The sequence below is a fragment of the Bacillus sp. AFS037270 genome (assembly GCF_002585305.1).
In genome coordinates, this window is sequence record NZ_NUNF01000026.1 from 35,734 (window position 1) to 59,627 (window position 23,894).

The following is a 23,894-nucleotide window of genomic DNA, read 5'->3' on the forward strand; positions in this document are numbered from 1 at the left end:
TTCTTATCTTTCAAGAAAAAAACCTAAGAGGCACCAATTTGGTTCCTCTTAGGTCATAGCCTACAAACAAATAGATTTTACTTAGCAAATCTTTTCATCATACTTCCTTTCATCCTGAACAAACAGGACGCCAAGCTCATGGTGGTCTCCCTCATAAAGAGCACGCTGCACAAAGCGGATTTCGCCTTTTGTGTCGAACACTTCGAGCTTACAGTGGGCGCGATTTTTTTGCAGTGCTTCATAAAAGGTTTGTTCGTCGCGGACCACAACACCATTGGCCTTCGAGATAATTTCGCCGACCTGAAGTCCCATCTTACTCGCCGGTGATTCTGGAATAACCCCAATAATCATGACACCGTTATTCTTCTTGGAAAAATAAGACGTCATACTGTCATCTTTCAAATAAGCAAACAGTGCTAACAGTTCGCGGCCAATGACAGCCAGTGCGGCTACAACAATCGAAATCAATGGATACCAATAGCCTACCACCGAAAGCAGTGAAATTAGCGCGCCAAGGATGATAACCCGGCGGCCGTGAAGCTGAATCGCCACCTTTGGAAGCATTCCTTTAATTTGCTGGTGGAAACCAATCGCAAAGGGAACAAAGATTAGTGAATACTCTTTCGTCCCCAAATGGAAAACAGGCCACCAATCAAAAGGTAGATGAAGGGCATTTCCGGGGATCAGCAAGAACAAGGGCACCATCCAAAGGCGTTTGACCTCATGGACCCCAACTACCTGTCCACGCTTACTTTTTGCCAGTTTAGGGGAAGAACCTTTACTGGCATTTTTAAAAATCAAGATACCTTCTGCCAGTAACAATAATCCGAGAATGACAACCATTGACGGATAGACATTATCACCAATCGAAGAAAACGTCTGTGAAAAAAGCGGAACCGACCAGTTATTTTGTGCAATGATAATGATTGCGAAAAATGCAGCCCCAATTGTATACACCGGTGAGATCAGACGTATATTAGTTGTCAACGACCAAATTAGCGTGAAAACAGCAATAAGCAAAATGGCTGCAAATGGAACCGCGATTCCTGCTGCAATCGTCACGATCGACAGCACAAGCCCAATCACCATTCCCAATGGAAATAACTGCCGAAGTTCAAAATAGGCGTCCTCCGCTCGAATATGAAAATTTTTCCGTTCACGTTTTACCCTCATGACTCCTAATACACCTGCAAGGAAAACGAGATAGTATAAAACAGGATGAAGAAAGAACCTGCCTGTCCCTTTCAAAAGCTCCACAAGCCACGTTTCTACCATGTCCTGCCACCTGCCTCTATTAAATTTCTAGATATATGAAATAAAAATCTCTTAAACTTTATTTTACCAAATTAATAACATAAAACAAATTGCTAGTTTTTAGAAAAAAAAAAATGAGTTAAAATATCCATTCATTTTGGTTTCAGATTGGAGGATTCCGCCAACTTTTGTAGGAATTCGGCGAATTTCTGAAGTATTTCCGCGCAACCCGCCACTATTTCCGCGGAAATTCTGGATAATTCCGCCTAACTAGACAATATTCCCGCCAAACCAGCTCTGAACCACGATTCACTTCCATAAAAAAACAGAGGCTAAAAGCCCCTGTCAGGTCGTTTAATTTGAAATTAACTTCAGTGCCATTTTCAGCTGCAAATCATTTTTCTCTTTTTTCATTTCCTTCACAGCTGCTTCTTCCAGCTTAGCAGCTGTCTTTTCATCAATTTTCCCATTAGCCGGTAGATTATGTTCCTGCTGGAAGCCCTTCACCGCTACCTTTGTTTCTTCGCTAAAATAACCATCTTTCCGGCCAGGCTCAAATCCCAATCCATCTAAGATTTCCTGAGCATTCTTCACCTGTTCATTGTTCATATCCTCCACCAGCGGTTTATCGACCTGAATGGGATGGGTATCAAAAATAGCCGGCTGCTGGATCGCAACATTCGGTTTGATCCCTTTCTTATGAATCCAGTTTCCATCCGGTGTCAGCCACTTAGCCAATGTCAGCTTAATATTGCTGCCATCTCCCATTGGGATCGCCTGCTGGACAGTACCTTTGCCAAATGTCGTTTCCCCAACAAGCTTATATCCGTCCGCCTCCTGGAGAGAACCTGCCAGTATTTCAGATGCAGATGCACTGCCTTTGTTAACAAGGACAAGGACTGGATAATCCTTTTTCTTTGAAAGGGTTGAGAAGAAACGTTGCCTTTCACCATTTCGCTGCTCTACTTGCACATATGGTTTATCCTTTGGAACGAACTCTTTTAAAATTTCTCCGACACTGTCTAACAAGCCGCCAGGGTTACCGCGCACATCAAGGATCAACCCTTTGATATTGTCATTCTCAAGCGCCTTTAAATCCTTCTTAAAATCGGCAGCGGTATCCTCTGAGAACGTGGTAATTTCAATATAGCCGATCTTTTTCCCATCCTGTTTCTTGATCGAAGAATGAACGGTCTCGAGTGGAATTTCGTCCCGCTTAACGTCAATCGTCAGTGGATCTTTAAGGCCTTTTCTGGCTATTTCTAATTCAACAGTGGTCCCTTTTTTCCCCCGAATTTTGAGAGTTGCTTTACTTAAATCGAGACCTTCCACACTTTTTCCATTGACCTTTAAAATTTGGTCATTCGGCTTGATGCCTGCTTTTTCAGCCGGAGAATTTTTAAAAGGGGAGACAATAACAATTTTACCGTCCACCATACCAACCTCGGCACCAATACCTTCAAAAGATGATTCTAATGTTTGCGTGAATTGCTTAGCGGTATCCTTGTCCATATACACCGAATACGGGTCTTTTAATACGGACAGCATCCCTTGGATGGCTCCTTCAACTAATTGATCCCGATCCACTTTCTCCACGTAGCGGTTTAAAATGAGATCATAGGCCTGTTCTACCTTTACAAGATTGTCTGTATTTTCCTCGGCAGCGGCAGCCTGTTCTTTAGGGCTGACTGCTTGCTCCAATTTGGATGTGGCAGCTGTTTTATTAAAATAAGTCATTCCAGCATATGTGCCCCCTGCTCCTGTCAGCAGTGAACCCGTCATTAACAGGGCAATCCATCTACGATTCATCCCGAATCCTCCTCAAGTAAAAAAATGCCTGTCCTATCTATTTCTCAAAAATCCACCGAACTCCTGCCCGATTATTAACTTATATGTAAGGAAAGGACGAGTTATGATTAAAAAGCGGGATGAGCCTTTAGTGTTAAACGTTATTGTTTATTTTGGGACATGTAGATTGGAGCGTAAGACGCCTGTGGGAGTACGGGGCTGGAGCGGAAATCAGCAGCCAACTTATAAAAACGAAAAAGGAAGAAACCAGTCGGTTCCTTCCTTTTGATGTTATGGGAGCGGCACAATGCCGACAGGATTAATTGCAAAGCGCTTATCCTGTGTCCACGGACCTTTATGAAGTTCAAAGTGTAAATGCTGGCCATGAGATGCGCCAGTGTTACCCATGACGCCAATTTGCTGGCCTTTTTTCACGACTGCTCCACTGCCGACCATACGGGTGGTCATGTGGGCATAGACAGTGGTATAAACCTGTCCATTAATAGAGTGGGAGACAAAGATACAGTTTCCATATGTGCTAGATAAATAGGATCGAATGACGACACCATCAGCTGCGGCAACAATTGGCACTGCTGCACGATTGGCAATGTCTACACCGGCGTGTCTTTCACTGCCACGTACTCCAAAACCAGAGCTTAAATAACCGACAGCAGGCTGTGTCCAATAGCCGCTCGATACGCCAGGTGTCGCTCCTGAACTTACATGGCTAGAACTACTGCTAGAACTTGTATTACTGCTGCTAGCCGCCTTGCGCTTTGCAGCTTCAGCCGCTTCTGCAGCTGCTCTCGCTTGTGCTTCCTGCTCCATCGAGATTGCTTTTTGAATAGCTGCCTGTTGAGCTGCAAGAAGGGCATCTTGCTCTTGTAAATCCATCACGCCTTCATGTGCTTCGTTTTCCTGCTCCTTTAGGCTTGCTAATAATTTATCTTTTTCCGCCTTTTGGGCACTTAATTGTTGATTCAGTGTTTGTAAATCCGACACCATTTTTTCCAAGCTGGCAAGATTTGTTTTGACTTCATTTTGTTTTGTTTCTAATTCTTGTTTATCTGCCTCATGCTCTTTTAAGATGGCCTGGTCCGCCTGCATAATCGTCACGACAGCATTGGCACGATCAACAAAGTCACTAAAGTTTTCCGAACCCATTAAAACATCGATATAGTTAACCATACCGCCTGTTTCTTGATAGCTGCGGGCGCGGTCCTTCAACAAAACATTCCGTTTTTCAATCCGGTCTTTGATGACCTCCATTTGGCCTTGAAGTTTCATAATTTCAGCCTTCGTGCTTTCAAGCTTCGCTGTTTTTTCTTTAATCTTATTGGTTGAGTCGGTAATCGCGTAATCTATTCTTGTGATTTCACTTTTTACATCTGCCTGCTGATTCTGTAATTCACTAATCTGATTGTTTTTTTGATTAATAGTAGAATTTATACCGGAGCGTTGTTCCTGGATTTTGTTTTGTTCGCCTTTTAAGCTGGAGATTGATGCAGCTTCTGTTATAACAGATGTTCCTCCAAAAATGGTTCCAAACCCAACCGTTGCCGTAACGGCAAGGCTCATTACTGTTTTCCTCATCCAATTGTTCCTCCATCTCTCTTTACACAGGTAACTCGTTATCGACAATCTTTATTCATAACTGAAGGAAGGACAGAGCGTGCCGTCCTTCCTTACAAATTAAACTTTTAAAAACTTACGTACGGACATGACACTGCCCCAAACACCTATTAAGGCACCCATTAGAATTAATATGCCTGAAAGTTGATAGACAAATGGGTCAAATGGCAATACCTTAATAAAAGTCCCTTGAAGCTTAGGTCCTAAATAATCATAGGCACGATAGTAGGCAATCGAAATCAGTACAATCGGTAAAATGGAACCAACAATTCCGAGCCATAGACCTTCTAGGAAGAACGGCCAGCGTATAAAGGTATTCGTTGCTCCTACTAATCTCATAATCTTAATTTCTCTTCGTCTCGCAATAATCGTAATCTTAATCGTATTCGAGATTAAGAAAATAGCCGTAAAGAATAAGCCAATGACAAGAACTATCCCAACATTTCGAGCCGCATTGATAAACTTAAATAATTTTTCAACCTTGCCCTGACCGTATTTAACCTTTGCGACAAAGTTGTCTTTTTCAATCTGCTTCGCCACTTTCATCGTATCAGCAGGGTCTTTCGTCTTGACGATAAAGACATCATTTAGCGGATTATCTTGTTCAAAAAGCTTAAACGCTTTTCCGTCCTCACCAAGATTTTTTACTAGATTATCTAATTCCTTTGTTTTCGGCGAGAATTCGATACTTTTTACTTCTGGGATACTAGCAATCTCATTTTTTAACGTTTGCTGATTTTGTTGATTAGCAGCCACATCGATATGAACACGGATTTCTACATCCTCTTCAATCGTTTGGGCCACTCGGTTAAGATTCATCATAATGGCGTAAAAGACACCGACTAGGATTAGTGTAACGGTAACGGCACCAATGGATGCAAAAGTCATCCAGCCGTTTCTCTTAATGCTTTTTAAACTCTCACGGGCGTGACGGCCAATTGTTCTAATTTTCATAACCGTAGTCACCTCTTTGCTCATCGCGAACAATCTTGCCGCCTTCAATAGCAATAACGCGATGTTTTAATGTATTTACGATCTCTCTGTTATGAGTTGCCATCACAACAGTTGTTCCTCGATTATTGATTTCTTCAAAAATCTTCATGATTTCCCATGATGTTTCCGGGTCAAGGTTACCAGTTGGCTCGTCCGCAATAACAACTTTTGGAGAGTTCACAATCGAGCGGGCAATTGAAACACGCTGTTGTTCACCACCGGACAGCTCTGTTGGCAGCATTTTAATTTTATGCTTTAAACCAACAAGGTCGAGTACTTCCATTACTCGCTTGCGGATAAATTTTGGCTGGGCCTCAATTACCTCAAGTGCAAATGCCACATTTTCATACACCGTTAGGGATGGAAGGAGTTTGAAGTCCTGGAAAACGACGCCTAAATTCCGTCTAAACAGTGGCACTTTTTTCATTTTTAATTTGGCAAGGTTAACGCCATTCATCGTGATCGTTCCTGTAGATGGTACTTCTTCACGATACATCATTTTAATGAAGGTCGACTTACCGGCACCACTTGGACCAACAACGTAGACAAATTCGCCTTGATTAATTTTGACATCTATACCATTTATAGCTGTTACACCATTCGGATACTTCTTATATACATCTTGTAATTCGATCATTTATTATCACCTATATTGGAAGTTAGTTCGAATAAAATTCGACAATAATCTTCGTATTTTTTACACAATGGACCAAAATAACAAACAATATGTGCATAATCTCGCATGTTTTTATTATAACATCATAATTCGCTAAAAAAAGTGGTAATTGTATTACAGTTTCTTTTCAATCAAAAAACAAAACTTGACAAAATTTTCACTATTCTCAACTTATTCATCTAAATTTGCAAATAAAAAACGCCCTGTTTATCGTAACAGAACGTTTTCGTATATTCCTTATTTTTTCGCTGCAAGCCATGTTGCCATGGTTTCAGCATCATCGCCGGTTACCACTTTTGCCGGCATTCCGCCTGATTTACCGTTTTTAAGTATGTCTAGAATTTCATCTTTTGAATACTTTGAGCCAACCTTCGTTAAGTTTGGTCCCATCGCACCCTTCATATCGCCGCCGTGACAGCTAGAGCACTTTTGATCGTAGATCTTTTGGGCATCACCTGCATTTGAGGTTTCCGTTGTACCGCCGCCATTATCTTTTGACGTATCCTTGTTGTCACCGCCGCCACAAGCTGCAAGTCCCATCACAAGAGAGGTTCCAAGTAATAGGGTTAACAATTTCTTCATCATCACATTACCCCCTTTTAAGTAAATGTTTCCATCAATGTACTATTATACCAATCCTATGCGCGTTTGAAACCTTCACCAAGCACCTCGGCAGCGTCCATAACAATCACGAATGCAGATGGGTCAAGGGTTTTGACCAAATGTTTCAATTTTGTGAACTCCGTTTGATCTACCACGCACATGAGCACTGGCCGTTCATGGTCTGTAAAACCACCATATGCTGATAGTTTTGTCACTCCACGGTCAATTTTATTCAGGATTCCCTCACGAACTTCATCTTGGTTATTCGTAATGATCATAGCCATTTTTGAACCGTTAAATCCTACCTGAACAAGGTCGATCGTTTTACTTGTTACAAATAGGGCAATTAACGCATACAATCCTTTTTCAATATCAAAGACAGCCGCAGCTGTAAGAACAATCAACCCATCGATCATGACAACGCATCTGCCAAGGGTAAAACCGGTATATTTATTGATGATTTGAGCAGCTACATCGGTGCCGCCAGTGGAGCCATTTCCTCGGAAAACAATTCCAAGCCCAAGTCCTACGCCTATTCCTCCAAATAATGCTCCAAGAAGGGCATCATGTGTCCAAGGTTCAAGATGTTTCGTCAGAAAAACAACAAATGGAAGAAAGATGGTTCCGGCAAGAGTTTTCACACCGAATTGTTTTCCTAAAAAGGAAACACCAGCAATAAATAACGGAATATTAAAGGCCCATTGAACATAGGCTGGTTCCCATCCAAATACGCCCTTTAAAATGGTACTAATTCCGCTTACTCCACCTGAAGCGACTTGGTTTGGGAGCAAAAACACATTAAAGGTTATGGCGATGATTGCCGCTCCTATTAACACGAGAATATATTCAAACGCCACTCTCAGTTTCGGATAGGTTTGTGTTAGGTTGTTAAATACGTTCATACCCAGATTCTCCTCTATTTTCTATCTAAATCTGAAAGTGAGTATAGCATTTCATAAATATTGGTGTAAATGGCATTAAGTTAACGTGGTAAAGTGGTAATAAAGTGAAACTCCCTGAGGTGAATTTCATTAGCTAATTGTAGCTTTTGCCTTTATTTGTGTTTTCATGAGAGGTATTAATTCAATATTCATTTTGAGCATAGTTCCTGGAGATTCCCCAGCTTACTTTACTGGCGCATGGCGGCCAGTTTCTGGCGGATACCAACTATTTACCGGCAAAAAAGCCTTTGCTGAGCAAATCGGCAAAGGCTTTTTCATGATTATGAAATTCGTGAACGCAAATAAGCATTAATGAATTGATCTAAATCTCCGTCCATAACCCCCTGCACATTTCCACTTTCCGTATTCGTCCGATGGTCTTTTACCATGGAATAAGGATGGAAGACATAGGAACGGATTTGGCTTCCCCAGCCAATTTCCTTCTGTTCGCCGCGGATTTCCAAAAGTTCTTGCTCCTGACGCTCAATTTCCCGTTGATACAGCTTCGCTTTTAACATTTTCATCGCCGACTCACGGTTTTTAATCTGTGAACGTTCCGATTGGCAGGTAACGACAACTCCTGTTGGAAGGTGGGTAATCCGGACCGCCGAATCTGTTGTGTTGATATGCTGTCCACCTGCACCCGTTGCACGGTACGTATCAATTTTTAAATCCTCCGTACGGACTTCGACCTGAATTTCTTCATTAAATTCAGGCATGACTTCACAGGAAACAAACGAGGTATGACGTCGCCCTGAAGCGTCAAATGGCGAAATCCGAACAAGCCGGTGAACCCCTTTTTCTGCTTTCAAATAGCCATAAGCATTATGGCCTTTAATCGACAATGTGACACTCTTGATCCCTGCTTCATCACCGGGGAGATAGTCAAGTGTTTCCACTTTAAAGCCCTTCTTTTCCGCCCAGCGGGTATACATCCGCAGCAGCATCGAGCCCCAGTCCTGTGATTCCGTCCCGCCGGCACCAGGATGCAGCTCAAGAATGGCATTATTTTTATCATATTCCTCACTTAAAAGGAGCTGAAGTTCAAACTGATTTAAACGGCTTGTTAATTGTTCCAGCTCTTCTTCGAGCTCTGCCCTTAATTCCTCATCATTTTCTTCTTTGACAAGTTCGTAGGTTAGTTCGAGATTCTCATAGGAGTCATTTAACTCCATGAACTCGTTCACTTGATCCTTTAAAGCATTTGCCTCGCTGATAACGGTTTGCGCCTTTTCCTGATTATTCCAAAAATCAGGATGAAGCATTTCATCATCTAGCTCGGCAATTCTGGCTTCTTTATTTTCAAGGTCAAAGAGACCCCCTAAAGTCCGCTAATGTCTTAGCTGTTTTCTCAAGCTCATTCCGAATTTCTGCTAATTCCATTTTCTTCACCTCTATAAAAATTAATCCGTTATGTTGTTTAAATTAGTCAGTCCCTATCCATTATAGCGTGTTAACCTAAATAAATTCAAAATTTGGCCATTCATCCCTATTATTTTTCATAAATCACTCCATTACAAATCATAAAATTCCATTAAATATCCTTAGTATTTATATATTTCATTGTGTCAAAGATGGTACTATTAAATAGGAACAATCCGGATTTTAACTAGAAACTCATACATAAATAAATAACTAACTACAGTACGGGAGCCAATTTATTGAGAAGGAGCAAAGGCGAATGGAGAAAATAAATCGTAATGAACCTTGTCCTTGCGGGAGTGGAAAAAAGTATAAAAAGTGCTGCGGAGCGAATGACGCTATTTCCATCACTGAGGTGCTTGTCAATGAAATAGAGGAACTGCAAAAACAGTTCCTCCATTTTGCTTACTATCACTTTGGTCATGAAATGGCTGAGGATTTTGAACTGCTTGAAGAGATGCTAGACATCGAAACAGACCAAGAACGGGAATTCTATGAAATGATTCATTCCGTATGGTTTTCCTTGTTTGAAGAGTTGGATGATGGGGAAACAATTATAGAAAAATTCATTCGTGCCGAAGCTGGAAAAATGAAACGTCCTAAATTAAGACATATTTTACAAACATGGACGGATGCAAGAACCATCGCCGGGAAAGTTTTGTCTGTCGACAATAACACGCTGACAATTGAAGACGGCTTCACATCGGAACAACTTGAGACCATTAATTTAACAGACTTCATTCAAGTAAAAGAAGGCTCGTTTTTTACGGGGATTCTGCTCCCATTTGAACATCAATATGTATTTTTCCCGGCACCATTAGAACTAGAGGGGCTCAAACCAGAGCTTGCTATTTCCTACATCGAGGATTGCAGTTTTGAGGAAGAGTACGACACACCTCAAGAGTATATGACAAATCTTTTTATGTTGGTGCTAAGCGAGCTGCCAATGGTTGGCGGTTTAGTGGAAGTCGACCAAATGGATTGGCCCGCTCCTATTTACAAGGAAGTAGCAGATCTTTTTAAGGACAAGCTGCAAATGCAGCTGCCGCCACAAGTCTTAGATACAGGCTTGATTCTTTGGCATCATTTTTGTCAAAAAAAACAAAAGCGAATCCAAAATCCAAATATATATGTAGCCGCGCTTCATTATTTATTGGCAATGGTTGCTCCAATAGAACAATTTACTCAAAAGGATCTAGCTAAACAATATGGAGTTTCCGCCGGAAGTATTTCCTCGGTTGTATCTGATTTAGAATTCGAATTAGCAGAGGAAATGGCTGAGTTAATCGGAATCCTCTATGGGGAAGATGATACAATTGAGACACCTCTCGTTCAAATAGCACCTGTGATAGAATTCCCTGCAAATAAAGCGGCTCAAGATGCGAAGAAAACGGATAGCACCTCTACTGTTAAGACACTCCCAAGTGCTGCAGATAAGCACACGAAGAAAACCAACGTGCGAAAAGTATCAAGGCGTGATGAGGAACATGCACGCAACTTGATTTATGACGCCTTCCAAACTGATGGTAAGCAGCGGTATAAATTGGCAGAAGAAGCGTTAAAGCTGAATCCGAATTGTGTTGACGCCTACGTGATTCTTGCCGAAAAAACTAAGAGCTTAGAGGAAGCGATATTATTATATGAAAAAGGAATTCAAGCCGGCGAGCGAGACCTAGGTAAGAACTTTTTCAAGGAGAACAAGGGTTATTTTTGGGGATTGCTCGAAACAAGACCATTCATGCGGGCAAAACTTCATTATGCCGAGGCCCTTTCGGTTCAGGGTAAAGTAGCAGAGGCAGCCCGGCAATACGAAGAATTGCTTGAATTAAACCCAATGGACAACCAGGGTGTCCGTTTCTCCTTATTTGTTGCTTATATGGATTTGGGTGAGTTTAAAAAGGCTCATGGTATTCTTAAAGAATATGAAGAAACGACTGCTCAGAACCTATATAACCGGCTATTATTGGAATTATGTGAGCATGGTTTTACAGCTAATGCCGAGATGCTCTTGAAAGGTGCTAAAAAGGAAAACAAGTTTGTGATTCCTTATTTAACCGGCAAAAAACGATTGCCTGCCTACCCTCCTGATTTTTATGGTGTTGGGGATGAAAACGAAGCGATTGTTTATGCGGATATGCATTTGCATTTGTGGAAGAAAGTTGATGGGTTGGAGAAGTGGTTGAAGGGGAAATAAAAAACGAGAGGGAAAACCCTCTCGTTTTTTTATGGAGCTATTACTTCTGACGCTCCCGTCGTTGGTTTACCTTCATCGACTGGTGTTGAACTAGTATCCGTCTGCTGTGAACTAGTATCAACTGATGCTGAGCCGGAATCAGTCGTTGTTGTACCAGAACCAGAAGTTGTTGTACCAGAACTGGACGATGGTGTATCACCAGTATCTGTTTGTGAATTGGTACTTGCCGTCGGTTCAATCGCTGTTGAAGAATCTGGTGTACTTGATTCTGCTGTTCCAGTCGTTGTACTAGATGGAGTTGCTGCTACAGGATCGGATAATGGGACAGACTTTGGTCCATGGGCAGCACTTAGTATTCGGTCTTGATTTAAACCACCTGTTCCGTGACACACTGAGCAGGCTGCTGTCTGACTAGGATGATTCTCTGGACTAGGTAACTTCGCTGTTACACCGTATAAAGAGGTAGAACCATTATGGCATTTCATACAAAATTGTTTTTCTGTATTTACATCCCAATCTTTTATATCACCCGTGAATGTAAATCCACCTGTTGGATTGTCGTGACCAAATGTACTTTTCAAGAGAAATGAATTATTCGAACCATGTGTCTCATGACATTCAGCACAAGGCAAGAAACCTTGTAATTTACTGCCGTCTTGTGCTGTAATCGAATGCTGTGTTGTTACCCCATCAGTATAGTATTTTTTTATATCGGTATGACAAGAGAGACATAACGAATAATCATCCATGCTGCCGCTTGCAGTTAATGATTTTTTATACTGGAGGAACTCATAATAACCGTTCAAAAAGGTTTTCGTGTCAAAGATACTCTTAGTTGTACTAGATAACGTATCCAGCACAGTATATTCTTCATGACAATTTATACAAGAGGTTTCTATACTATCTACTTTCAAAGTAGTTAATCCTCTTTTATTAAGGTCTTCTGTTTTGTGATTATATACATAATGGTCTTTCAATAGATTAGGATTATCTTTACTCCAATCCAGGTGTGGGTTATGACAAGTGGTACAGGAAGCTTGTTGGGTTTTGTCCACTCCAGCCGTATGGTGATTTTTACTATCACGATTATCAATTGCCGGTGCATTGATGGTTCCATCGTGACATGCCATACAATAGTTCTGCGTGGCATCGTCACTTGGTTTTACTTCAAGGGTATCTGTTGACCCTTTATGGGTACTGTGACAAGTCGAACACATATTAGTATTTAAGGTGTAATGACCGTGCGGATTGGAACTTGTTTGATGAGAATCATCGTCAAAATCCTCCCATTCAGTATTTGTCCTCGTGGTAAATTTGAATGATTTTTTATTTATTTTATTTATTGCTGGGTCACCTATTGAGCTAGGATCAATGCTTGCAATAAAGGATTGGTTTAGCTTAAAGTCATCATCTGGGTCAAAGGTGATACTATAAGCAAACATACCCGGAATTTCAAGGTTATTTAATGTTGTTGTCCCTGTAATTTCTGTATTACCCTGCATCACTTTAATAGCTTTATCCTTATCTATTTGGAGAATAGGATTTTGATCCACAATAGTAAATTTTATCTTAGCATTTTTAGGGATATTGGTTAAATCCTCGCCATATTGTACCGTATTATCTGGGAATACAATCCCTGTTTCAGATATATCATCTGCAAAGACCACATTACTCAGAGAGATGAATGCGCAGCCTATCAATAAAAATAATAAAATCAATAAACCATTAGCAGATACCTTTTTATACCTTGTGATAGGATTCATTCGTTTCATCTCTTTTTCTGTTAATTTAGTTATGTTGGATATGTTACTTCAATTATCAATAATGTTTATAAGTCAATTATAGCAATGATGACGCGGCTATTTGGGGCGGAAATAGAGCAATTTTTTGACAAATTTCCGACAAGAGAGGATAATAGAAGGATTATGGTAAAATCCATAAAAACAAGGTAACAATATTACTATTGCTACCTTGTTTTTGGGGTATATCACTTTTCTTTCGGTCATCAAATATTGGCAGATATTTGGTGACTTTTTTTAGTAGTTAGTTCCTCTTGCTGCACCAGGTTGACCAGAAACAGGTCTTTCCTTGTTGTTAGGGTTACCTAAGAATTGTTCACCTTGACCATGACATGCATAACATACTGACATACCAGTATAACGTTTTAATGCAGATGATGGGTTAGGATCTTTTAAGTAATCAAGTGCAGTAGTAGGAGTCATTCCTGCTGCTACTTTTTCAAAGTAGTTTTGATCATTTGCATCACTCATTAATTGAGCTTCTGAACCGTGCGCGAAGTGACAGCGTACACAAGTTAAATTGTCTGCTCCTGTTTTATGACGGTGAGCTGTTGTATAAACTCCAGTGTCATTCGTACGTGTTGTAGATAGATAGTCTGTGTGACAAGCAGAGCAATATTTGCTCATTTGTAGACCACTGTCTACAACATAGTTTGCATTTGCAGTATCAAATAAAGAAGCGATGTCATCTGTCGTTTCAACATCAACACCGATGGCGATTTGAGCAGTTGAAACGGTATCTACTGCTGCACCAGATGCAAAACCATCTTTCCAAACAACGGTTAATGTGTTTGTAATGTCAGATCCAGCTGCATCTTTAAAGAATGTATCCGCATTACTAAATGGAGCACCCACGTGGCCTTTATCTCTTAACCAAAGAGAATAGTCAGCAACATATTTACTTCCATCCCATCTGTAAGTTTGGATAACTTTGTCACCAGCAGCTAATTTAGCACGAGAATATAAGTAGCCGTATTTAGTTTTATCAGTAGAGATATCACTGGCAGCAAGAGTTTTCTTTACTAAGATGTAAGGTGTGCTGAATTCAGTTGGAACTGTTGCATTAATGGTTAGGTTTTTGAACAATTTACCATTTTGAGTATCTTTAGTTGCTGTAGAATAAGCTACTTGTGCCCAGCCCATTGGGTCTAAGTTCAAGTTATTCTCACTTGAAGTACCAGAACCGTGAGCAGCGTGGCAGCTTGCACAATCAAATTCTGCCCCCCAAGTACTTGCACCTACAGATCCTTTTGTTGTATCAGGATTGCTGTTTCCACCTGGTGCAGCACTTACTTGTAAAGAGCCGTCTGCATCATGAAGGGAACCATTGTGTCCTGCAGTTTGAACGTTGAATGTTCCTGAAATACTCTTAGCGTTTTCTTCTGAAACTGGAGCAAATGAGTTATATGCACCTGTTGTACCGTCATGACATGCAGAACATGTGCTGTAAGTACCGTCCTTGAATAATAAGTATTCGCCGTCAGCAGCTGTGTGTGTTTGGTGACAGCTTGCACAAGAGTTAGTGTTGTTAGTATAGAAACCGTGAACTTTTTGACCAGTTCTTTGTTTTCTAGTATTGTTGTAACCAGTTTGGTTAGCGTTTTGAAGTCCAGATCCGTCTACGTCTACATGAGTATCCGGAACTTGATACATTCCTGTATTGTGTGAATCCGTTACTAACCCAGTAGATTTAGAAAGTGGAGTTGATCCCCATCTAGCATAAAGTTCTACTGTATAAACAGTTCCTGGAGTAACAACTGAGGCAGGAATAGTTACACTAGCCTTAAGAGTTGTAGCATCTACATGAATATCTTCATATTTTTTTACAACTGTATCTCCTAATTTTAGTGCCAAATCGTAACTTGAATCCTTTGTTTCTCCATTCGCCGTATTAGCATTAAATGGAACCACTAAATCTAAACCAGATTGATAAGGTTTTAATCCATATGGATCCTTCGCGAATGCAGCAGTGCTAAGGATTCCCACTAAAAAGATTGCAAGAATTAGTGAGAAACTCATTTTAATCTTACTCATCCCAAAAAACCTCCCATTTTTAAATCTCTTTTTTTCTCTCTCTATTTTTTTATAAAAATCTCTGGATTGTTCTTCTAGGGCATCACCTCCTTAAATGTTAACTAAATATTAATAGTAAAGGCCGACCCTTTGGTTAACCGTATCGGTTACAAAAACTTCACCTTTATCGTCTACAAATAATCCGTTTGGCAGATAGAATTGTTCTTTATCTGCTCCCATTGCGCCAAACTGATAAACTTGTTTCCCATTCTTATCGAACCCATAAACATTGTGAGTCATGTTATCCACCATTAGCAGTGTCCCATCACCCAGAACACCAACGCCACGTGGATTTACAAATTTAGACTCACCCTTACCATCTGTAGAGCCATTAATAATCCTAGTGAATTTACCATCTTTATTAAAAATAACCAGACGTTGATTTCCAGTGTCAGCCACAATAATATCTTGGTTATCATCAATGGTTACAGCATTTGGTGCATTTAAAGGATCATCTTTGCTAGAAGCTGTTGTAAGTTCAAGCAATTTTTTTCCTTCTAGGCTATAAACCATAACTTTATTTTGTTGAATATCGGTTATATATAACTTTTTGTTATAAATTCTCAGCCCGCCAGGAGACTTAGTGAACTCTGTACTTTTATTTTCATCAGTGAAGTATTTAATGAATTTACCTTTTGCTGTAAAAATAGAGATTTTACCATTGTAAAGGTCAGCTACGTAAACATTTCCGTCCTTATCCCCGGTAATGCCATATGGGAATTGGAATTCTCCTTCTCCAGTCCCTTGTTTACCAAATTTAAAGACAGGTGTTCCAGATGTATCAAACACTTGAATCTGCTTGTGATTGGTATCGGACACATAAACAAATTCACCGATTTTTGTAACGTCCATTGGTTTGCTAAGCGGTGTTTCCATGTCTCCCTGTAAATAGTAATTTAATGTTGGAGGCCCGCCCTTAACAGTACTTGCCACCTTAACAGCGTCATCCTGAAGATTGAAAAAGTAGATGACAGCAAATAACACAGCAGTAAGACCAACGATGGTGCCCATCCATATATACATGGTTTTCTTCTTCAAGGAATCCATCTCCTGTTCTTATTTGTTTTTCGAATTTAATTTGTCCAAGGCCTGCAATGCAGGTTTATAGGTTGGATCAAAGGAAAGTGACTCCTTGAACAGCTGCTCTGCTTCTTTTTTCTTTCCTTGAGCTACTGCTACTAATCCAGCTTCATAAATAACATCGGTATTACCATTTTTTAATCGGTACGCTTCCTGTAATGCTTCTGTTGCTTTATCATACATTTTTAATTTTCTATAGCTCCGGCCTTTTAACAATTGTCCTTTATAGTCCCTTGGTGAGATCTTCACTGCTTTAATAGCCATTTGCAGTGCATCATCATAACGTTTTTCTTTGTCATAGACGATGCTCATATTGAGATAAGCATCATAATAGTTTTTATCTAAGCTTTTCGCAGTTGTGTATTCTTTAATTGCCGCACTATCATCACCTTTTAAGAAATAGGTGTAGCCAAGCTGTACTCTTAGTTTTGGATCATTCGGTTTTTCATTTACTTGTTCTTTGTAATAAGTTAATTGTTTATCAAGCTGGTCAGCTTGTTTGTTCCAAAGGTATTTATCGCTAATATAGTAACCAGCAGATAAGCAGATAGCTAAGGTGACCGCTAGGATAATCAACGATTGCCACCAAGTAAATTTATCCTTCTTCATTTTTTTTACTTTTTCTCTTGAAGGTTCTTGGGCATTAGGTTGAACGACACTTTCCATGTTAGCCCTCCTAATCTAGTAAAATTGCAATTATTGTTTATGACATGCTGTACACTTTGGTTTGTAGTGACAGGTATAACACATGTCTACTGGCTTTTGCGTAGCTGATAACGGAATTGGATGCCCTTGTTTATAATTCTTTTCGGCATGACTGGCAGGATGACAGCTGCTGCATGTAACATTGCTAGTTTGATTGAATCCTGTTTTTTGATAATCATGACACGTTAAACATTTTTGCTTGTTCGTTTCCGCCAATGGACCGTGTAAATTTACAAATCCTTTGACATGGCTTGCTGGTCTTGTATTATGGCAATCCTTACAGAATGTATTTTCTCTTGCATATTCCTCTGCTGAAATCGACTTAGTAGTAATCGATCCTGTAGATAAAAATTGTTGAGTTGGCGATACACTCTGCAGACCTTGTATCACTTCATCCGACATATATTGATGACAGCTATTACATTTTTCTATGTCTTTCTTGGCTGCTTTTCCATGTTCTCCTGCTTTAAATGATGCTTGTTTATGAGATTTAGGATACATTTCGCTCGAATGGCATGTCTTACATTCAGTTGATACTTCCCTTGCTTCATGGCACTCTATACAAGTTTCCATTTTTGGACTTGTAAACTTTATATCACTCATCATCGATTTTCCAAGTGACGTATCCCATTTATCATAATCTGATTTAAACGTTACATTTCGTTCGGAAATTTTCCCGTGTGCTACACCGCTGTGACACTGTGTACATTTAATATCTTTTGCAAGGTGTTTATCATGTGGAATGATTAAATCGCCTGTTGATGTTACTTGACGTTTGCTCATATCATGACACTGTTCACATGCAGAATTAGGTATCTCTTTAGGCATTTGTATTGGTGCTGTATAGGCATTTGTTTCTTTTTCAAAAATCTTTGTTATGCCTTCTTCCTTATCTTTTGCTATATTTTTGGCCCCCGGCTGTACGTGACAGCTAACACATTCAACCTCACTATGCGAAGAAGCTTTCCAGGTATAGTATTCAGGCTTCATCTCATGACAGGATGAACAAAAGGATGAACTCGAAGATGCTTCTAGCCCAAATGCACCTAAGGCGAAAAACAGGGCTAGAAACAACACAATAAGAGTCATTATTTTTATTAACTTGTAGCGATTACGCGGAGGGGCCGATCGCGTTTCTTTTTCCTCTTCCATAAAAGCGTCCCTCCAGATTGAGATTTAACTAGTTTTTCACAGCGGATTTAAAGCCAGTTCTATGACAGTATTGGCAATAAACATCTGTTGGTGCTTTTGGAGTCGTTGAACCTTCAACTGGTTTTTGATTATCATGGCAGACAAAGCATCCGGCTTTTTGATCAGCGGTTTTTGCTTTAGCAGAGTGGGCCGTTAACCATTGATCACTATTTCCATGACTAGCAGGACGATCCGTGTGACACGCACTGCAGAATTTGTTTGTTCTTGCCTGTTCTTTTGCAAGATTTGCGTTTGGTGTGTACTTTACTTTTTGATTTCCCATCTTAAGAAGTGAAATAATGTCCTCTTTTGGAATTTCTCTAACCCATTTTGAATCCTGATGACAATTCATACATGTATCTAGCTTTTGTACAGCCGTAGTTCCGTGACTATTATTCCAATCTAGATTTTTATGAGTTTTTGGAACTTCTGTCTGCTTGTGGCAGGTTGTACATTCCATTGAAAGCTTAACATCTTTCTTTTCCTTACCAATTGCTTGCAAAATAATAGATTGTGTTTTTTCATCATGGGCGGTTGCAACAGTTTCAGATGTTGTACTCTCGTTTGTAGTTTCTGTCTTTACAGCAGCTTTTTCTTCACTTGCAGAAGCAGTTTTCGTTTCCTCCAGTGTTTTCGCTGCTTCCTCCGGATTAGGCGGAACGCTGTAAGCTGGATCTTTCCATGGCTTTTCGCCATTATTTACTTTGTCATGACAGTCAATACATGTTCCCATATTAGGTCTCAAATATTTTTCTTCCATTAATTTTTCAGCGCTTTCCTTTGTCCATTCACCGCGAACTTCTTCTGTATTGATACCGCGCGTGGCCATTTTCGCGTGAACGACACCTGCGTGACAAGTAACACATGGAATGCCTTCTTCGATATGTCCTTTATGGTTCACCTTTAAGTCACCTGACGCTGTAACAAGGCGGTTTTTAGAGTGACATTGTAAGCAGTTTTGGTTTGACACTGCTTCTTCTTCTGTTTGAACAATCTGTTCTGGTACTCCTGTAACGTGGTAGTAAACTTCTTTCAATGACTTCATTTTGTGTGTCAGCATATTAACCGTACCCGGTTTAATGTGACACTGGACACATGAAATTTGATTGTGGGCGCTAGCTGTATAAGAAGAATACTCTGGCTGCATTTCATGACAGCTTGAACAAAATGACGGTGAATTGGTAAAGGAAAGCACCCCATATCCTCCGCCAAAAATAACAATACAACCAACTAATGAAACGAATAATAACTTCCATCTATTAACTGGGTTCTTCCAGTCAATGGCTCTGAACTTTTGCCAGAGTTTACGTATTGGGCCCGTCTTTTTTCTTTTTTCTCTAGATTCGGGATCTGTTTCTCTATTTTTCTTTTTCCCCCAAATGGCCACTTAACTCACCCTTCCCATTTCGGACTTTTTATCTATTTATTTTCCATATTAACCTCTCTAAAGGTAGTATCTAACATTGCAAGAGTATATTCCAATGTACAATTTGTGAATATTTTTTCATACTTTCAGAGGTTAAGTTTATACCTAAAAACAACATAAAAATGTTGTTATCACAAGGTTTTATTAATACTATCGTTGTGGTGTTAAACAATAAAAATAGGTATTTTTATACATTTATAACCCTATTTATGCAAGATGCATTCAGAGCTAGGTATATTTCCTTTTCCTTTCACCTAAAAGCCATCAGTCTGTCAAAATTGACAGAAAATCGAATCATTAGCACCGCTTTATTAGTAGTTCAATGACAGATAATATATAATAGTAGAATCACCATTTTTACACTGTTTTTAACATTGTTGTCACTGTAATGAGTAAATGGTAAGATGAAAAGGAAAATTATCGAACATTTTGACATGATTTTTTTTGTGAATTAGTCTCAGATAAAGGAGCGTTCATCAGGTATGGGGATTTTAAATAAAGTATTTGATTTGAACAAACGCGAACTAAAACGGTTAGACAAGCTGGCTGCCAAGATTGACGAGCTTGCAACCGAAACAGAAAGATTAACAGATGATCAGCTTCGCGAAAAAACAGAAGAATTTAAAGCGCGCTATCAAAAAGGCGAAACACTTGATGATTTGCTTGTAGAAGCATTTGCGGTTGTCCGTGAAGGCGCCCGCCGTGTACTTGGCTTATATCCATACCACGTTCAGTTAATGGGTGGTATTTCTCTACATGAAGGTAACATTTCCGAGATGAAGACTGGTGAAGGTAAAACCTTAACAGCGACCATGCCGGTTTACTTAAATGCCATTTCTGGCAAGGGTGTTCACGTTGTTACTGTCAACGAATACTTGGCTAGCCGTGACGCCACGGAAATGGGCCAGTTATACGAATTTTTAGGGCTTACTGTTGGCTTAAACCTTAACAGTATGGATAGTGAAGAAAAGCAGGCTGCCTATGCTGCTGATATTACCTATGGGACCAACAACGAATTTGGCTTTGACTATCTTCGTGACAATATGGTCCTTTATAAAGAGCAAAAAGTTCAGCGCCCGCTTTTTTATGCGGTCATTGACGAAGTTGACTCCATCCTAATTGACGAAGCCCGTACACCTTTGATTATCTCAGGTTCAGCACAAAAATCAGCTGTACTCTATATCCAAGCCAATGCTTTTGTAAGAATGCTAACAAAAGATGTGGATTACACCTATGATGAGAAAACGAAGGGCGTTATGCTCACAGAAGAAGGGATTAGTAAATCGGAAAAAGCGTTTGGTATTGAAAACCTCTTTGATATGGCGCATGTTACCTTAAACCATCATATTAATCAGGCATTAAAAGCGAATGTCAGCATGCACCTTGATGTGGACTATGTCGTGCAAGACGGCGAAATTGTCATTGTTGACCAATTTACTGGCCGTTTGATGAAAGGGCGCCGCTATAGCGAAGGCCTGCATCAGGCGATTGAAGCAAAAGAGGGCCTTGAAGTTCAAAATGAAAGCATGACAATGGCAACAATTACGTTCCAAAACTACTTCCGTATGTATGAAAAATTAGCTGGTATGACCGGTACAGCGAAAACGGAAGAAGAAGAATTCCGTAACATCTATAATATGAATGTTATTGTGATCCCAACGAACCGGCCAATCGCCCGTGATGACCGTGCCGATTTAATTTACGCTACTATGGACGGCAAATTCCGTGCAGTTGTCGAGGATATTGCAGAGCGCCATCAAAAAGGACAACCTGTCTTGGTTGGTACAGTGGCAATTGAAACATCAGAATTGATTTCCAACTATTTATCAAAGAAACGGATTCCGCATAATGTCTTGAATGCGAAAAACCATGAACGTGAAGCGGAAATCATCGCTGAAGCAGGTCATAAAGGCGCTGTTACGATTGCAACCAACATGGCCGGCCGTGGTACGGATATTAAGCTTGGTGAAGGTGTCATCGAACTAGGCGGTCTTGCTGTAATTGGTACAGAGCGTCACGAAAGCCGGCGGATTGATAACCAGCTCCGTGGACGTTCTGGGCGTCAAGGGGACCCTGGTATTACCCAGTTCTACTTATCAATGGAAGACGAATTGATGCGCCGCTTTGGCTCTGACAATATGAAAGCCATGATGCAAAGACTTGGTATGGATGATAGCCAGCCAATTCAAAGTAAAATGGTCTCCCGTGCTGTTGAATCTGCGCAAAAACGGGTTGAGGGGAACAACTTCGATGCCCGTAAACAGCTTTTACAATATGACGATGTTCTTCGTCAGCAGCGTGAGATTATTTACTCACAGCGCGATGAAGTATTAGAATCTGAAGACCTGCGCGAGATCGTTCAGAAGATGATTCTCAATTCGATTCAGCGTAATGTGGAGGTCCATGCCCCTCGCCATGAGGATGAGGAAGACTGGGATCTTCAAGCGATTATCGAATATGTGCAGGCCACACTTCTTCATGAAGGTGATATTACGGTAGATGACCTAAAAGGCAAAGAGCCGGAAGAGATGGTTGAAACAATTTTTGCAAAAGTCAGGGAGCGCTATGAGGAAAAAGAACAGATTCTGTTCCCTGAACAAATGCGTGAATTTGAGAAGGTTGTCACACTAAGAGCGGTTGACTCTAAGTGGACGGACCATATCGATGCGATGGATCAGCTTCGTCAAGGAATTCATTTGCGTGCATACGGACAAATTGATCCGCTTCGTGAATACCAGCATGAAGGTTTCGCGATGTTTGAAGCGATGATTCAATCGATTGAAGATGAAACGGCGATGTATATCATGAAGGCAGAAATTCGCAATAACCTGGAGCGTCAAGAGGTTGCTAAAGGTCAAGCGGTGAATCCGAAGGAAGACGGCGAACCTGTGAAGCAGAAGCCAAAAGTGAAGCAGCTTGATGTCGGACGTAATGCCCCATGTATCTGCGGCAGCGGTAAGAAGTATAAGAACTGCTGTGGTGCGGGGAAATAATAAGAAAAGCGGAAGCGCCTTGAACAGGGGCGCAAGGCTACAGACGAGCCTTCTTGACGGATTGGCTTATGATCCTGAGAGCCTAGGCGCTGCAGCTGGACACTCCTCAAAGATTTTTATAATTGTTTATTTTTATTAGAGGCCAGCAATATGGTGCTGGCCTTTTTGTTTTCTGCTACACCATCAATCCCCAACCTTTTTCAGAATTTTATCCACAAATTTGCGTAAATATCATTAACTCCTGTGGTTAATGTGTATAACTATTCAGAATTTTGTGGATAAATATAAACAAAAAGAGTTATCCACATGGGGATAACTCTTTAGTTCTTTCGCAAATATCATAAGCATCAAGATTTAGTTTACTCGAGGATTTACTATAATAAAAAAACTGCCCCAGTCACCTGGAGCAGTTTTTTTGATTATTGCGCCTCAATTAAGCCGTAGCGGCCATCTCTACGCTTGTAAACAACATTCGTACGGTTAGTATCAGAATTAGTGAAGACATAGAAGCTGTGGCCAAGCATGTTCATTTGCAGGATCGCTTCTTCACTGTCCATTGGTTTCAAATCAAAACGCTTCGTACGGACTAATTCAAGATCTTCTTCATCATAATCGTGAGTTTCAGGGCTTTCAGGCGCTGCAAAAGTGAAAGATGGCTCCCCTTTTTCACGGAATTTACGGTTTACTTTTGTTTTGTGTTTGCGGATTTGACGCTCAAGCTTGTCAGTGATTAAATCAATCGCCGCGTACATATCAACGTTTGTTTCTTCAGCACGTAATACTAATTGCTGCAGTGGAATAGTGACTTCTACTTTTGAAGATTTATCTTGATTGAATCTTAGATTCACGTTTACCTTTGCATTAGGTGCTTCAGTAAAATATCGCTCCAATTTGGAGATTTTCTTTTCAACATACTCTCTAATTGCTGGAGTAACCTCAATGTTTTCGCCACGTACGTTGTATTTCATGTGGAATCCTCCTTTTGTTAAGGCTATGTAAATACAATTCTATTTTACCCTATGAGATTCCTGCTAAAACATGACAATAATTTTGTCGAATTTTTGACAAAAACAATAGGGAAATAGTGACAAAGGTGGATACACCCATTGACTTTATTGTGTTAT

18 protein-coding genes are annotated in these 23,894 nt (G+C 40.3%); 3 read left to right on the forward strand and 15 right to left on the reverse strand.

All coding sequences use genetic code 11. The features are described from left to right. Positions 1 to 81: 81 nt before the first annotated feature. The gene (locus COD92_RS13495; protein WP_098996389.1) at positions 82 to 1,275 is read right to left on the reverse strand and encodes a PDZ domain-containing protein; all 1,194 of its coding nucleotides are present in this window, start codon (positions 1,273 to 1,275) and stop codon (positions 82 to 84) included. Between the two features lie 333 nt (positions 1,276 to 1,608). Then, complete coding sequence (locus COD92_RS13500; protein WP_098530926.1) at positions 1,609 to 3,063, reverse strand: S41 family peptidase; 1,455 nt, start codon at positions 3,061 to 3,063, stop codon at positions 1,609 to 1,611. Between the two features lie 103 nt (positions 3,064 to 3,166). On the opposite strand from COD92_RS13500, the gene COD92_RS31935 reads away from it, so the two are divergent. Then, positions 3,167 to 3,331, forward strand: a complete 165-nt coding sequence (locus COD92_RS31935) for a hypothetical protein (RefSeq protein WP_176541227.1) — start codon at positions 3,167 to 3,169, stop codon at positions 3,329 to 3,331. 2 nt (positions 3,332 to 3,333) lie between these two features. Here COD92_RS31935 and COD92_RS13505 read toward each other — a convergent pair whose 3' ends face one another. The 6 genes from COD92_RS13505 to prfB all read right to left on the reverse strand — a co-directional run bounded on the left by COD92_RS13505 (position 3,334) and on the right by prfB (position 9,270). Then, positions 3,334 to 4,635, reverse strand: a complete 1,302-nt coding sequence (locus tag COD92_RS13505; RefSeq protein WP_098996390.1) for a murein hydrolase activator EnvC family protein — start codon at positions 4,633 to 4,635, stop codon at positions 3,334 to 3,336. Positions 4,636 to 4,734: 99 nt separating this feature from the next. Continuing rightward, positions 4,735 to 5,628 carry a permease-like cell division protein FtsX gene (gene ftsX / locus COD92_RS13510; RefSeq protein WP_098530924.1) on the reverse strand — a complete coding sequence of 298 codons (894 nt, stop codon included), beginning with the start codon at positions 5,626 to 5,628 and terminating at the stop codon, positions 4,735 to 4,737. Continuing rightward, a complete protein-coding gene (ftsE, locus tag COD92_RS13515; protein ID WP_098530923.1) occupies positions 5,618 to 6,304 on the reverse strand; it encodes a cell division ATP-binding protein FtsE in 687 nt (228 codons plus the stop codon). Before ftsE ends, ftsX begins: the two co-directional genes overlap by 11 nt. 276 nt (positions 6,305 to 6,580) lie before the next feature. Next, the gene (gene cccB / locus COD92_RS13520) at positions 6,581 to 6,928 is read right to left on the reverse strand and encodes a cytochrome c551 (protein WP_098530922.1); all 348 of its coding nucleotides are present in this window, start codon (positions 6,926 to 6,928) and stop codon (positions 6,581 to 6,583) included. Positions 6,929 to 6,981: 53 nt separating this feature from the next. Continuing rightward, complete coding sequence (locus COD92_RS13525) at positions 6,982 to 7,848, reverse strand: YitT family protein (RefSeq protein WP_098530921.1); 867 nt, start codon at positions 7,846 to 7,848, stop codon at positions 6,982 to 6,984. A 320-nt stretch (positions 7,849 to 8,168) separates the two neighbouring features. Next, positions 8,169 to 9,270 (reverse strand): peptide chain release factor 2 gene (gene prfB / locus COD92_RS13530; RefSeq protein ID WP_098530920.1). Its coding sequence is split into 2 segments (ribosomal slippage): positions 8,169 to 9,197 and positions 9,199 to 9,270, totalling 1,101 coding nucleotides; the frame shifts between segments, so codons are not numbered across the junction. 298 nt (positions 9,271 to 9,568) lie between these two features. On the opposite strand from prfB, the gene COD92_RS13535 reads away from it, so the two are divergent. Continuing rightward, positions 9,569 to 11,503 (forward strand): SEC-C metal-binding domain-containing protein, encoded by a 1,935-nt coding sequence (locus COD92_RS13535; protein ID WP_098996391.1) that lies wholly within the window; start codon positions 9,569 to 9,571, stop codon positions 11,501 to 11,503. Positions 11,504 to 11,532: 29 nt separating this feature from the next. On the opposite strand, the gene COD92_RS13540 is transcribed toward COD92_RS13535, so the two are convergent. From COD92_RS13540 to COD92_RS13565, 6 genes are all read right to left on the reverse strand, one after another. After that, positions 11,533 to 13,266 (reverse strand): cytochrome c3 family protein, encoded by a 1,734-nt coding sequence (locus COD92_RS13540; protein ID WP_176550433.1) that lies wholly within the window; start codon positions 13,264 to 13,266, stop codon positions 11,533 to 11,535. Positions 13,267 to 13,539: 273 nt separating this feature from the next. After that, entirely contained in the window at positions 13,540 to 15,336 is a 1,797-nt protein-coding gene (locus COD92_RS13545) for a cytochrome c3 family protein (protein ID WP_098996392.1), read from the reverse strand. Positions 15,337 to 15,444: 108 nt separating this feature from the next. Further along, positions 15,445 to 16,413 carry a 6-bladed beta-propeller gene (locus COD92_RS13550; RefSeq protein ID WP_098996393.1) on the reverse strand — a complete coding sequence of 323 codons (969 nt, stop codon included), beginning with the start codon at positions 16,411 to 16,413 and terminating at the stop codon, positions 15,445 to 15,447. A gap of 18 nt (positions 16,414 to 16,431) precedes the next feature. Beyond that, complete coding sequence (locus COD92_RS13555) at positions 16,432 to 17,121, reverse strand: tetratricopeptide repeat protein (protein WP_098530915.1); 690 nt, start codon at positions 17,119 to 17,121, stop codon at positions 16,432 to 16,434. Positions 17,122 to 17,151: 30 nt separating this feature from the next. Continuing rightward, the gene (locus COD92_RS13560) at positions 17,152 to 18,312 is read right to left on the reverse strand and encodes a NapC/NirT family cytochrome c (RefSeq protein ID WP_098996394.1); all 1,161 of its coding nucleotides are present in this window, start codon (positions 18,310 to 18,312) and stop codon (positions 17,152 to 17,154) included. A gap of 28 nt (positions 18,313 to 18,340) precedes the next feature. After that, positions 18,341 to 19,738, reverse strand: a complete 1,398-nt coding sequence (locus tag COD92_RS13565; RefSeq protein ID WP_098530913.1) for a cytochrome c3 family protein — start codon at positions 19,736 to 19,738, stop codon at positions 18,341 to 18,343. Between the two features lie 521 nt (positions 19,739 to 20,259). On the opposite strand from COD92_RS13565, the gene secA reads away from it, so the two are divergent. Beyond that, positions 20,260 to 22,770 (forward strand): preprotein translocase subunit SecA, encoded by a 2,511-nt coding sequence (gene secA, locus COD92_RS13570; RefSeq protein ID WP_098530912.1) that lies wholly within the window; start codon positions 20,260 to 20,262, stop codon positions 22,768 to 22,770. Between the two features lie 419 nt (positions 22,771 to 23,189). On the opposite strand, the gene hpf is transcribed toward secA, so the two are convergent. Continuing rightward, entirely contained in the window at positions 23,190 to 23,738 is a 549-nt protein-coding gene (gene hpf, locus COD92_RS13575; RefSeq protein WP_098530911.1) for a ribosome hibernation-promoting factor, HPF/YfiA family, read from the reverse strand. Positions 23,739 to 23,894 lie beyond the last annotated feature (156 nt).

Coding starts and splice junctions, on each gene's coding strand:
- COD92_RS13495 (WP_098996389.1), bottom strand. CDS start 1,275: ATGGTAGAAACGTGGCTTGTGGAGCTTTTGAAAGGGACAGGCAGGTTC.
- COD92_RS13500 (WP_098530926.1), bottom strand. CDS start 3,063: ATGAATCGTAGATGGATTGCCCTGTTAATGACGGGTTCACTGCTGACA.
- COD92_RS31935 (WP_176541227.1), top strand. CDS start 3,167: ATGATTAAAAAGCGGGATGAGCCTTTAGTGTTAAACGTTATTGTTTAT.
- COD92_RS13505 (WP_098996390.1), bottom strand. CDS start 4,635: ATGAGGAAAACAGTAATGAGCCTTGCCGTTACGGCAACGGTTGGGTTT.
- ftsX (WP_098530924.1), bottom strand. CDS start 5,628: ATGAAAATTAGAACAATTGGCCGTCACGCCCGTGAGAGTTTAAAAAGC.
- ftsE (WP_098530923.1), bottom strand. CDS start 6,304: ATGATCGAATTACAAGATGTATATAAGAAGTATCCGAATGGTGTAACA.
- cccB (WP_098530922.1), bottom strand. CDS start 6,928: ATGATGAAGAAATTGTTAACCCTATTACTTGGAACCTCTCTTGTGATG.
- COD92_RS13525 (WP_098530921.1), bottom strand. CDS start 7,848: ATGAACGTATTTAACAACCTAACACAAACCTATCCGAAACTGAGAGTG.
- COD92_RS13535 (WP_098996391.1), top strand. CDS start 9,569: ATGGAGAAAATAAATCGTAATGAACCTTGTCCTTGCGGGAGTGGAAAA.
- COD92_RS13540 (WP_176550433.1), bottom strand. CDS start 13,266: ATGAATCCTATCACAAGGTATAAAAAGGTATCTGCTAATGGTTTATTG.
- COD92_RS13545 (WP_098996392.1), bottom strand. CDS start 15,336: ATGAGTAAGATTAAAATGAGTTTCTCACTAATTCTTGCAATCTTTTTA.
- COD92_RS13555 (WP_098530915.1), bottom strand. CDS start 17,121: ATGGAAAGTGTCGTTCAACCTAATGCCCAAGAACCTTCAAGAGAAAAA.
- COD92_RS13560 (WP_098996394.1), bottom strand. CDS start 18,312: ATGGAAGAGGAAAAAGAAACGCGATCGGCCCCTCCGCGTAATCGCTAC.
- secA (WP_098530912.1), top strand. CDS start 20,260: ATGGGGATTTTAAATAAAGTATTTGATTTGAACAAACGCGAACTAAAA.
- hpf (WP_098530911.1), bottom strand. CDS start 23,738: ATGAAATACAACGTACGTGGCGAAAACATTGAGGTTACTCCAGCAATT.